Below are 12,007 nucleotides of genomic sequence, written 5' to 3'. Positions count from 1 at the left end.
GGGCAGCGCTGCCCACGTTGCTAGGCCGTAACGGCCGGAGCGGGCCAGGGCATTTGCGTGAGTTGTACTTCGGGCCACAAATCTTTTTTACCCGTGTAGTGCAAAAAGATGCGGGCCGTGGTAATGATATCCTTTTCGCAATAGGTAACGATACGGCCCAGGTCTTTCTCTACCCAATACGTGTGGCCTACCTGCGAGCCATCGATATCATCTTTGGGCGAGGGGATGCCAAACAAGCCCGCCAGCAGGGGCAGCGAGATATGGCCTTTGTTGTCGCCAAATTTCCACAGCTCCATGGTATCGAGCAGGTGTGGCAGGTCCCAGGGCCGGTGGCCGGCCACGTCGAGCATGGGTGGGATATCCTGCCCGCAAATCAGCATGCGCCGGCCCAGGTAGCCATAGTCGAACTCGCGGCCATTGTGGGCGCAGAGAAAATGGCCTTCGGGGCCGGCGGTGTCGAGCTTGGGGTAGCGGCCGCCATAAGGCGCGTAGCGCTGTAAAAACTGCCCGAAACCGCGCAGTACCTCGCACTCATCGTCATCGGCAAACGACTTGGTGCGAAACTCCAGCGTTTCGTCCTTTAAGGGCCGGAAGTAGCCCACCGAGATGCACACGACCTTCCCGAATTCGGCGTAGAGGCCCCCGTTGCTGAACAGCTCGGCGGGCGTCTGGCCGGCGGCCAGCTCTTTGGCGTGGCGCTTCTCGCAAAACTTCGCCCAGAGTGGCTGGTGGGTGGCGGGCAGCTCGGCGTGGGTGGCATGGCCCGGCACGGTTTCGATATCGACGAAAAAAACGCGGGTCAGCTCCACGTGGCGCAGAATATTCATAAGCAGCTAAGAAAGCCGGGCGGATTTCCCCAAAGCTAAGTGAAATTCAGATAATGCCTTGGTTGCCCCGCCGTAATTTCGCCGCCATGTTGTTTGTCTTCGGCCCGCGCAGCTCGTTGCTATTGCCTTTTGTGGTGCCGGGCCTGGTGGCGGCGGGCTGGCTGCTGCTGCGGGCCGGGCGCCGGGGCACGCCGGCCGATGCGCTGCTGGCGCTGCTCATTGGCTTGCCCACGCTCACCATTATGCAATGGATGCTGGGCTTTGCGGGCTGGTACGACAGCCACGACGGCTACTCCACGGCCATGTTTTACGTGCCCTGGCAGCTCAACCTGCTGCTCGGGCCGGCCTACTACCTGTATTTTCGCAGCCTCACCAATCAGGATTTTCGGCTCCGGCCCCGTGCCTGGTGGCATTTTTTGCCGGGACTGGTAAAAATAAGCTTGTTTGCTGCGGCCGCGGCCTACGACCTGCTCTGGCTGCATGGGGTGCGCGGGCAGGAGTTACCCTATCATTTCGGCACCAAGGGCCCGGCGGCGGCGCTGCTCGATGGGCTGGCCCAGCCCGTGGCTTACGTAGTTTATGTGATGCTGCCGGCCTATGGCTGGCTGGTGCTGGCCGACTACCGCCGCTACCGCCGCTACCTCAACGACAACTTCTCGGATGCCGAGCGCCTGCGCTTCGCCGGCCTGCGCCAGCTGCTGCTACTGCAGGCGCTAAGCCTGGGGCTAAGCCTGCTGTTTGAAGTGCTGGATGTAATATTCAACTTTGGCTATACAGAGGCCTGGAATTATTTTGCGCTGCGCGGAATGCTCATCTACGCGCTCATCGCAGTGGGCGTGCAGGCCAACTACGCCGCTGCTACCAGTCCGCTCCGCTTCGAGCCCGGCGCTACTCCCGCCGAAGCGCTGGCGGCCGAAGAAGGGCCGGCCGAAATTACTGTAGCCCAGCCGCAAGCCAGCGCCGCCGCGCCCGACCCGGCCGCCTTACCGCCCGAGCTGCTGCCCTGGCGCGACAAGCTGCTGGCCCTCATGGCCGATGAGCAGCCCTGGCTGGAGCCCGAGCTGACCCTGACTGAGCTGGCCCAGCGCCTGCGCACCAACCCCAATGTGCTCTCTAAAGTCATCAACGCGGGTTGCGGGCAGAATTTCAACGACTTCGTCAACACCTACCGCGTGCAGGAAGCGAGCCGCAAGCTGGCCGACCCGCGCTTTGCGCACTACTCGCTGGTGGGCGTGGCGCTGGAAAGTGGTTTTAACTCAAAATCAACTTTTAACCGGGTGTTTAAGAAGCTGCTGGGCCAGGCGCCCAGCGAGGTTGTGCGGCCCAAATCATAAGTTGGGACGGGCCATCCTATGACCTGGAGCGCCGGCGCCGGGGCAGGAGGGGACCTTTGTCGCCTCCTCAACTACTACGCCACCATGGATAACACATTGGTAATGCCCCGCGCCGAAGCGCGATGTAACGTTAGGCTGCGCAAGCTGGTAGCCCAGCCAACGCTTGATACTACTGCTGGCCGGGCAAGCAACCTATTTCACCAGACAGGCATCAATAGGACTGGGATAGTAGCTAGGTCAGCTTTATATATGAAAAAATTTACTTGTCTGTTGCTATTTATACTGGCCGCATTGTTAAGCGTCGGTCAGGCCGCTGCGCAGGCCCTGGCTTCAACCAGCCCTGGTACCGGCTCGCTCACCGGCACGGTACTCGACTCACTGGGCCATCAGCCGGTGGCTTACGCTACGGTGGTGCTGCTGCCGCCCGCCCCCAACGATAAGCCCCTGACCGGCGTAGCGGCCGATGACCAGGGCCACTTTGTGCTAACCAGGCTGGCGGCCGGCACATTCCGGCTGCGGGCCAGCTACGTAGGCTACGGTACCCGCACCCGGACCGTGACAGTGGGCGCGGGCGCGACGGCCATCGGCAGTCTGCTGCTGCCGACCGCGGCGCAGTCGGTAGGTGAGGTAGTAGTGACCGGCCAGAAGCCCGTAGTAGAGGTGCGGCCCGACCGCCTGGTGTACAACGCCGACCAGGACGTAGGCAACGCCGGCGGTACTGCCCAGGACGTGCTGCGCAAGGCCCCGCTGCTGGCCGTAGACGGCGATGGCAACGTGAAAATGCGCGGCTCCGGCAACTTCAAAGTATTGGTCAACGGCAAGCCTTCGCCCACGCTGGCCAGCAACCTGGCCGAAGCGCTGAAAAGCATTCCGGCCGACCAGATTAAGAGCGTGGAGGTGATAACGACGCCGCCGGCTAAGTACGACGGCGAGGGCACGGCTGGCATCATCAATATTATCATGAAAAAAGGTGTGGACCAGGGCGTAAACGGCCGCGTGGGCGCCAGCAGCGGCAACCGCAACTCCAACTTCAACTCGGCGCTGAATTTTAAGAAAGGTAAAATCGGCTTCACGTCATCGGCCAATGCCGGCCTGTGGTACAACCCCGGCCAGACGAGCCGCGACCGACTGGGCTACTCCGCGCTTGGCACCGATACGCTGCACCAGCTGGGCCACGTGCAAAATAATGGGCACTGGTACTACGGCACCGTGGGCCTCGATTTCGACCCGGCCGAGCATCATAGCTTTTCGCTGGCCAGCTCGGTAAATGGCTACGGCGGCCAGACGAGCCAGGATTTATTTAACCGCTACGTGTCGCCGGTGGCGGCCAATAATCAATTGTTCACACGTAGTACAACCAATATATTCTCCGGGCTGAATGTAGAAACTACCGGTACGTACACCCGCACCTTCGCCCAGGCCCGCAAAGAATGGAGCGTGCTGGGCCAGTACGCGCTCAACAACGGTACGTTTGGCTACGACTTCGACCAGTTCGCCAATTCGCCCATCCCGCTCGAAAGTAGCCAGGCTACCCAGCGTGAGCACAGCCGGGGCCGCACGCCCGGCCACGAGTTCACGGCCCAAACCGACTTTACCCAGCCCTTCGGGGATAAGAGAACCCTCGAGGTGGGCCTGAAGACAATTTTTAGGCGTACCGGCTCGGTGGCTACCGTCGATACCCTGCGCACGCTCTATGGCACTGCGCTGGCTCCTAACCTTAGCCGCGCCACCGACTTCAGCTACGCCCAGGATGTGCAGGCCGCCTATGCTACGTATTCGTTTGGCGTGGGCAAAAAGCTGACCAGCAGCCTCGGAGGCCGCGTGGAGCGCACTGCTTTATCGGCTGATTTTCGGGCCAGTAATGCGTCTTCCTTCAGCCGCAGCTACGTTACGGCGCTGCCCAATGGCAGCGCGCGCTATGCTTTCAGCGACGCTACCAGCCTGCGCTTTGCCTACAGCCGCCGCATCACCCGGCCATTTATCGACTACCTCAACCCATTTGTCGACCGCTCCGACCCCAAGAATATCTCCTACGGCAATCCGGCCCTCGACCCCGAGCTGACCGACTCCTACGAGCTGGCTTACAGCACCACCCTGAAAACGACTACTCTCAACGCGTCGCTCTCGGCCCGGCACACCGGCAACGCCATCGAGCAGATTCGCTTTGTCACTACCAATCCTTTGGTGCCGCTGCCCGAAGGCGTGCTCATCGACCCCAGCATTACGGCGCAGACCTTTGCCAACGCGGCCACCAATACGTTTTATCAGTTCAATGTGTACCTGGCGGCCAAGCCACTACCCAAGTGGGACCTCAGCGCCGGCCCCGATGTGCAGTATATCACGCGCCGTAGCTCGGTGCTGAACGTCACGCGTAGCGGCTTCACCGCGGGCATCAACGTGAATACTTCCTACAAATTTGACAACGGCCTGACCGTACAGGGTTTTGTGTATGCCAATACGCACACGCCCGAAATTCAGGGCACCGGCCCGGCCAATCTCTACTACCAGATGGGCGTGAAGAAAAGCCTGCTCAAAGACAAAGCCGACCTGACGCTCAATCTCGGCAGCCCTTTTAATAGCTATTGGCCTTATCGTAGCACCACCAACACCGCCACGTTCAGCGAGCGTAGCGAGTACCGCAGTTACCAGCGCTCATTCCGGCTGAACTTCAGCTACCGCTTCGGGCAGGCCAATGGCCAAACCAAGCAGCGCAAGAGCATCAACAACGACGATACCAAAAGCGGGGCCAGCAAGCAGGGCGGCTAGCGGCTGGAAGCGGGTGCCAACAAGCCCGGCCGACTGTTCTGGCTGCTTCTATGGATGAGCGCTGTGAGGGGGAGGGCCAATGCAAAAACCACTACCAGTCGCGTCTGCCGTTGCTTACTGCTGCTCCAAAAAAGGCTTTGCCCCTCGTGGACCTGAGGGAGAAAGGTGAATACCACGAACCCGAGAGCCGGATACCAGACGATATTCCAGAGCCATATTCGTTCTACAAAATGGTCGGGCACGCCACTAGCCCCATAGTGCATGGGCACGAAAGCCAGCACAGTAGGCCAGATAAAATATAAGTAGACTACCGGCAAAAGCGCTAGCAAAGCCGTAAGCAAAGCAGCTACTACAACCCGACTATTCATACTACCTATAGAAGTGGAGTTAATAGTAAAAGTAAGGTATTCCAGAACGGTTGCTGGATTAGAGTATGAGGTTGTATAGGTGCGGTGGCAGTACATAGAATCTTTGCTGCTCTGCTTAGTCTGTACCCGCTGAGATAATAGCGCCTGTCTTCCGGTCTATTTCGGCTTGGCCATGTGAGCCTACAGAAACAAAAACCACAGTTGAACAAAAAATGAGCTTCGTTACGATAGCTCCTCGCATTGTTTGCTGAAATGTTTGCCCAATAGCAACTTGCCAAAGCTGTTTCCCTTGCTGGTAAGCGGTTAGTTGCTGGCTGTTAGCACTTACCCAATACACGGTATTATCGGCGCCACGCACCCCTCGTAGCTGCGGCGACATCTTATGAATTCCCACAAATTGATAAGTGAAGTCATCCAACTCCTGGTCGGGCTCAGTGAGGGTAAGGTCGAAAGGCAGCTGCTGCGCAAGCAATGCGTCTGGCAGCCCTAAAAGGATAGCGAGTATAAGCAGCTTGTTCATATGTCAAAAGCAGATATCAAGAAAAAATACTGAATACGTAGCTGTCTCGCAGCGAGAGGGCAGCGTTTAGAGACAGATGCCAATTAGTGGCTTTTTACCCACGAGAATCCCTGAAAAAGAAAAAAGGCCGGTTCCGCATTGCGGAACCGGCCTTTTCATAACCTGATAACTCTACTTCGACTCGCCGGCTTCGGGCTCCGAGGGTGCTTCCGCCGGCCGCTCGTCGCTGGCCAGGTTGGGCGCTTCGTCGCTCTTGGCGATGCTAAAGGTTAGCTCCTCCTTGCCTTCTTCGAAGTCGGCGGTAATGATATCGCCGTGCAGCAGCTGAGCCTTCAGGATTTCCTCGGCAATCGGGTCTTCGATATACTTCTGGATGGCCCGGTTGAGCGGGCGGGCGCCATACTTGGGGTCATAGCCTTTGTCGGCCACGAAGTCCTTGGCTTTCTCCGTCAGCTCCACCTTGTAGCCGAGCGCCAGCACGCGGCTCAGCAGCTTGGCCAGGCTGATATCGATAATCTTATGGATGTCTTTCTTCTCCAGCGAGTTGAAGACAATCACATCGTCCAGGCGGTTGAGAAACTCGGGCGAGAAGGTCTTCTTCAGGGCATTGGTAATGGTGCCCTTGGTCAGCTCGTCCATGTTCTCATTGCGCGCCTTCGTACCGAAGCCGATGCCCGCGCCGAAATCGGCCAGGTCACGCGCCCCAATGTTCGAGGTCATGATGATGATGGTGTTGCGGAAGTCCACCTTGCGGCCCAGGCCGTCGGTCAGAATACCATCGTCCAGCACTTGCAGCAGCAGGTTGTACACATCGGGGTGCGCCTTCTCAATCTCGTCGAGCAGGATAACCGAGTACGGCTTGCGGCGGATTTTCTCCGTCAGCTGGCCGCCCTCTTCGTAGCCCACGTAGCCGGGAGGCGCGCCCACCAGGCGCGATACGCTGAATTTCTCCATGTACTCCGACATATCCACGCGCACCAGCGCATCTTCCTTGTCGAAAAGGTAGGTAGCCAGCACTTTAGCCAGCTCCGTTTTACCCACACCGGTCGGGCCGAGGAATACGAATGAGCCAATCGGCTTCTTCGGGTCTTTCAGGCCCACGCGGGTGCGCTGAATAGCCTTTACCAGCTGCTTAATAGCCTTATCCTGACCAATTACTTTGCCTTGCAGCTCCTCACCCATGTTGAGCAGCTTCTGGCTTTCGTTCTGGGCCACGCGGTTCACAGGAATGCCGGTCATCATGGCGATTACCTCGGCCACGTTTTCCTCTTTTACCGTGTAGCGCTTCTTCTTGGTTTCGTCTTCCCAGTTCTTTTTGGCCGATTCGAGCTGTTCCAGCAGTTTCTTTTCGGTGTCGCGCAGCTTGGCAGCTTCCTCGTACTTCTGAGACTTAACGACGCGGTTTTTCTCCGTCTTGATGTTCTCAATCTGCTCTTCGAGCTTGAGGATATCTTCAGGAACTACTATATTATTGATGTGCACCCGAGCACCCGCCTCGTCCAGAATGTCAATGGCTTTGTCGGGCAGAAAGCGGTCGCTCATGTAGCGGTCGCTCAGCTTCACGCACTGCTCAATGGCCTTATCGGTGTACACCACGTGGTGGTGGTCCTGATACTTGTCCTTGATATTGTGCAGAATCTCAATGGTTTCCTCGGGCGTGGTAGGGTCTACCATCACCATCTGGAAACGACGAGCCAGCGCGCCATCTTTTTCGATGTACTGGCGGTACTCATCCAGCGTGGTAGCGCCGATGCACTGAATTTCGCCGCGGGCCAGCGCCGGCTTAAACATATTGGAGGCATCGAGTGAGCCCGAAGCCCCGCCGGCACCCACAATCGTGTGCAGCTCGTCGATAAACAGAATCACGTCGGGCGACTTCTCCAGCTCGTTCATCACGGCCTTCATGCGCTCCTCAAACTGGCCCCGGTACTTGGTGCCAGCCACCAGCGAAGCCAGGTCCAGAGTTACCACGCGCTTGTTGAACAGCACGCGGCTTACTTTTTTCTGGATAATGCGCAGGGCCAGGCCCTCGGCGATGGCCGTTTTACCCACGCCCGGCTCACCAATCAGAATCGGGTTGTTCTTCTTGCGGCGGCTCAATACCTGAGCCACGCGCTCAATCTCTTTTTCACGGCCCACAATGGGGTCGAGCTTATCTTCCTCGGCCAGCTTGGTAAGGTCGCGGCCGAAATTGTCGAGCACCGGGGTGCGCGATTTTTCCCCGGCCCGCTTGGCCCCGGCGCCGGCGGCACCGCCCTGGGCACCCTGGCCGCGGCCAGCTCCGCCCTGGCCCTGGCCAAAGAGGCGGTCATCATCGTCGTCAGCCTCCGGGCCGGCTTTGGGGCCGGTCGGGTTCGGAGCTGCGCCGTGGTAGTCGAGCGAGTCGCGCACGGTTTCGTAATTCACGTTGAACTTGGAAAGGATTTGAGAAGAAATATTGTCCTCATCGCGTAAAATCGAGAGGAGCAGGTGCTCGGTACCAATGATTTCCGACTTGAAAATCTTGGCTTCGAGGTAAGTGATTTTCAGCACCTTCTCGGTTTGCTTCGTGAGCGGAATCGAGCCCGTGATGCTGGTGCCCTGGGTGGAGGCCGTGTTGCGCGTGGCTTGCTCGAGGGCAAACTTCAGCTCATCGGTGGCCACGCCCAGCTTTTTGAGCAAGCCGAGGGCAGTGCCTTCGCCCTCGCGAATCATGCCCAGCAGCAGGTGCTCGGTACCGATATAGTCGTGGCCGAGCCGGATGGCCTCCTCCCGGCTCAAGGAAATAACCTCCTTGACGCGGTTTGAAAATTTAGCTTCCATGCAAGCAAGATAGAAATAAGACGCAGATAGTAGCTGTACCGAAACCGGCCTGAATAGTTACGCTACACCGATACGTAAAGGAAAGCGGAATATGTGAAAAACAAGCGCCTGCGGACGAAGGTTCGGCCAGATTAAAATTCGCTAAGCGCCTGTCTTATAAAAACTGTCCGGCGGCTGGCCCTTGCATAAACAATAAATCCAACACGCTAAGGCCTGGTACAAATGCGGTACCAAATACCTGCGGATACGGCCGGTGCGACGGACTGTCAGGTGCCGGCCCGGCCGGGGTATTTTTAGGTGTCAGGAAGTCGCGCCGGTCGAGCAGGGTAGGCACAGTGCCCGGCGCCCGGTATTCAGTAGTAAGCTCAATAGGCAGCGGCCAGCGCAGGCAGCGCAGCAGCAGGTGCAAAAAAGCCAGGTTCAGGTCCCAGAGCCGGCTGGGCTTCCGGGTATAAATATCCTGCAAGTAATCGGCGTAGTACCCAAAATACGGCGAAGCGCCGTAAGCGGTTTGCAGCGTCCGAAAGTGCCGGTGCATCCAGTTCTGGCGGTAGTCGATTTCAATTTCGCTGCTGCGGATTTTCTCCGAGCGCGCCCCGTCTAGTACCGGCACCGTAAGCGCCTGGGGGCCCTGCGCCGTAAGAATAAGGGCGCGGTTACGATAGGTCTGCTTGTGGTAGTGCTCATGGGCATCGAGCAGCAGCGTTTCGGCGCTTAGTAATTGCTGAAAATACGTAATGGACGGCAGGTAGTGCAGCTCGGTGAGGACAACGGACATGGCCGCAAGGTAGCCGACCGGCGCGGTAACGGCCCTGACGTGAGCTTGTACCTTATTTTTGCTTTTATGCGCGTTCTCTCCTTTTCTCTGTCGCTGGCGTTGGCCGCTGTTAGCAACGTCCAGGCTGGGCCCCCGCAGCTTATCCTGCAGGTAGCCAGGTTTCGCAACCTCGACCAGGTGCAGAAGGGTGGCGAAGTGGAGATTTCCGTGACGGTGCCCACCCAGCCGCTCACCTACCGGCAGCGGGCGCCCAGGTCGTTTCAGTCATCGGCCGTGGTCGAGCTGGCTATTCTCAAAGCCGATGGCACCGCCGCCTGGCAGGAAAGCGTGACGCTGAAGCCGCCGGTGTTCAGCGATACCACGATTGCCATTAAAAATCCGCTCAGCTTTTTGAAGCGCATAACCCTGCCCGACGGCACCTACACGTTGCGCGGCCGCATCCGCGACCAGTACCGCAGCGCCAATGGCGAAACTACCGTGGAGCTGCCGCTGGTGCTGGCCGAGTCGAAAACGCCGGCGTTCAGCGACCTGGTTTTCCTGGCGCGGCCCGCCGCCAAGGCCAGCGCCGAGAGCGCCTTCAACCGCGGCGGCTACCTGCTGACGCGGGCCGCTGGCGGCTACTACGGCCGGGGCGCCGACAACGTGTTTTTTTACACCGAGCTGAACCAGGTGCCGGCCGGCCGCGCAGTGCGGCTGCACTATCACCTGGCAGCGCCCGACGGCACGGCCGCCGATGCCGATGCGCCGCTCGTGACGACCCAGGCCGGCCGGCCCACAGCCGTGGTGGGGCAGCTGCCGCTGGGCCCCATTCCGGCCGGGCCTTTTACGCTGACCATTGAAGCCCGCGACGCCGCCACCAAAAAAGTGCTGGCTACCCAAAGCCAAAGCGGCCAGCGCAGCCTCACCGACTACGCGCCGGCCGGCGCGGCCGTGCCCCGATGAGTGCGCGCCCGGCTGTGCCCTGGTATTACCGCCCGCTTAGCTGGCCGCTGCTGGCCCTGGCTTACCTGCCGCTGTTTGTGCTTTACGGAATAGCTGGTTTTATCTATTTGCTGCTCAGCTACGTAGTGCGCTACCGCTGGGGCGTGGTGCTGGCCAACCTGCACAATTCTTTCCCCGGCAAGAGCGAGGCGGAGGTTCGGCGTATCGGCCGGCAGTTTTACTGGCACTTTGCCCAGGTTATCGTCGAAATCTTAAAGCTCGGGGCCATATCGCCCGCCCAGCTGCGGCGACGAATGCGCTTCGTCAACCCCGAATTAATGACCCGGCACTTCGCCGAAAGCCGCACGGTGCTTTCGCTGGGCTCGCACCGCGGCAACTGGGAGTGGATTCTCTCGGGTGCCGCCCTCGAATTTCCGGGCCGGGCGGCGGGCGTTTATAAGCCGCTGAAAAACGGGTTTTTTGAATATTTCATGCGCCGCCTGCGCACCCGCCTGGGAGCCGATGCCGTGCCCATGCTGGCCACGCTGCGGTATCTGGTGCAGCACCGCGGCGAGGGCCGCACCCTGAGCCTGCTCAGCGACCAGGCCGCCGGCAAAGACGACCGTCCGTACTGGACCACCTTTCTGCATCAGGAAGCCGGCTTCTACACCAGCGCCGACCGGCTGGCTCAGCAGCTCGACTGTGCCGTGCTGTACGTGGGTATCCGGCGCCTGCGGCGCGGCTACTACGAGGTGAAATTCACGGAGCTGCCCGATGGCCGCGCCGTGGCCGCCGGAGCCGGCTCACCCGAGGAGGCGCAGCGCTATCCGGTTACCGAAGCCTTTATCCGGCAGTTGGAGGCAGATATCCGGGCTACGCCCGAGCAATATCTCTGGACGCACCGCCGCTGGAAGCACAAGCGCCCGGCCGGCCAGTAAAGTCATAGGCACAAAAAAAGGGAACGTCATGCGGAGCTTACCGAAGCATGACGTTCCCCTTTATGCTTACGCTAGCCTTACAAAAACTGCTCAATGTCGCCCAGGCCCTGGCGCACCAGCTCGAAGTCGTCGTTGGTGCAGTCGACGATGGTGCTGGGCTCGTTGCCGCCAAAGCCACCGTCAATAACAAGGTCCACGAGCGAGCGGTATTTCTCAAAAATCAGGTCGGGGTCGGTTACATACTCTTCCAGCGTCTCCTCGCTCTCACGCACCGAGGTGCTCACGATGGGCGTGCCGAACTCCTTCACAATCTGGCGCACAATCTGGTTGTCGGGCACCCGGATGCCCACCGTGCTGCGCTTCACGCCGCCGTAGCGCGGGGCGTTGGGGCTGGCTTCGAATATAAAGGTAAACGGGCCAGGCAGGGCCTTTTTAATCACCTTGAATACCGGCGTAGTAATGCCGTGCGCGTAGTCGCTGATGTGCGACAAATCGTGGCAGATAAAACTCAGGTTGGCTTTCTCCGGCTTCAGGCCTTTGATGCGGCAGAGCTTCTCGACGGCTTTTGTGTTATTGATATCGCAGCCAATGCCATAAACCGTATCGGTGGGGTAAATAATAAGCCCGCCTTTGCGCAGTACGTCAACTACTTGCAGAATGCGATTCTGGGGCGGGTTATCGGGGTGGATGCGGAGCAGGGTAGCGGCCATAGGGCAGAAAAAAGGATAATAATTACAAAATGGGCCAGTCGCG

Annotated in this window: 9 protein-coding genes; 4 read left to right on the top strand and 5 right to left on the bottom strand. The window is 59.2% G+C overall.

Features of this window, described 5'->3' with window-relative positions:
• Window positions 1–20: 20 nt before the first annotated feature.
• On the bottom strand, window positions 21–827 hold the full coding sequence (locus F6X24_RS17375; protein WP_217278586.1) for a ribonuclease H-like domain-containing protein: 807 nt from the start codon (window positions 825–827) through the stop codon (window positions 21–23).
• Window positions 828–913: 86 nt separating this feature from the next.
• Between F6X24_RS17375 and F6X24_RS17370 the strand changes: the two genes are divergently transcribed.
• Window positions 914–2,161, top strand: coding sequence for a helix-turn-helix domain-containing protein (locus tag F6X24_RS17370; protein WP_151089208.1), 1,248 nt, complete (start codon window positions 914–916; stop codon window positions 2,159–2,161).
• A gap of 249 nt (window positions 2,162–2,410) precedes the next feature.
• Complete coding sequence (locus F6X24_RS17365) at window positions 2,411–4,927, top strand: TonB-dependent receptor domain-containing protein (RefSeq protein WP_191906375.1); 2,517 nt, start codon at window positions 2,411–2,413, stop codon at window positions 4,925–4,927.
• 483 nt (window positions 4,928–5,410) lie between these two features.
• On the opposite strand, the gene F6X24_RS17360 is transcribed toward F6X24_RS17365, so the two are convergent.
• From F6X24_RS17360 to F6X24_RS17350, 3 genes are all read right to left on the bottom strand, one after another.
• On the bottom strand, window positions 5,411–5,815 hold the full coding sequence (locus tag F6X24_RS17360; RefSeq protein ID WP_151089206.1) for a hypothetical protein: 405 nt from the start codon (window positions 5,813–5,815) through the stop codon (window positions 5,411–5,413).
• 171 nt (window positions 5,816–5,986) lie between these two features.
• Window positions 5,987–8,617: an ATP-dependent Clp protease ATP-binding subunit gene (locus F6X24_RS17355; RefSeq protein WP_151089205.1), complete on the bottom strand. Its 2,631-nt coding sequence runs from the start codon at window positions 8,615–8,617 to the stop codon at window positions 5,987–5,989.
• A 154-nt stretch (window positions 8,618–8,771) separates the two neighbouring features.
• A complete protein-coding gene (locus F6X24_RS17350) occupies window positions 8,772–9,395 on the bottom strand; it encodes a WbqC family protein (RefSeq protein ID WP_151089204.1) in 624 nt (207 codons plus the stop codon).
• A gap of 66 nt (window positions 9,396–9,461) precedes the next feature.
• Here F6X24_RS17350 and F6X24_RS17345 point away from each other — a divergent pair, with 66 nt between their 5' ends.
• Entirely contained in the window at window positions 9,462–10,337 is an 876-nt protein-coding gene (locus tag F6X24_RS17345; RefSeq protein ID WP_151089203.1) for a hypothetical protein, read from the top strand.
• Window positions 10,338–10,351: 14 nt separating this feature from the next.
• Entirely contained in the window at window positions 10,352–11,254 is a 903-nt protein-coding gene (locus F6X24_RS17340; RefSeq protein ID WP_229725202.1) for a lysophospholipid acyltransferase family protein, read from the top strand.
• 77 nt (window positions 11,255–11,331) lie between these two features.
• Here the strand turns inward: F6X24_RS17340 and F6X24_RS17335 are convergent, their stop codons facing one another.
• Window positions 11,332–11,964, bottom strand: coding sequence for an L-threonylcarbamoyladenylate synthase (locus F6X24_RS17335; protein ID WP_151089202.1), 633 nt, complete (start codon window positions 11,962–11,964; stop codon window positions 11,332–11,334).
• Window positions 11,965–12,007: the final 43 nt, after the last annotated feature.

It is taken from the genome of Hymenobacter baengnokdamensis (assembly GCF_008728635.1).
Lineage (GTDB): Bacteria > Bacteroidota > Bacteroidia > Cytophagales > Hymenobacteraceae > Hymenobacter > Hymenobacter baengnokdamensis.
The sequence above is the reverse complement of the archived record's forward strand: the minus strand, read 5'-3'. Positions and strand labels throughout refer to the sequence as shown.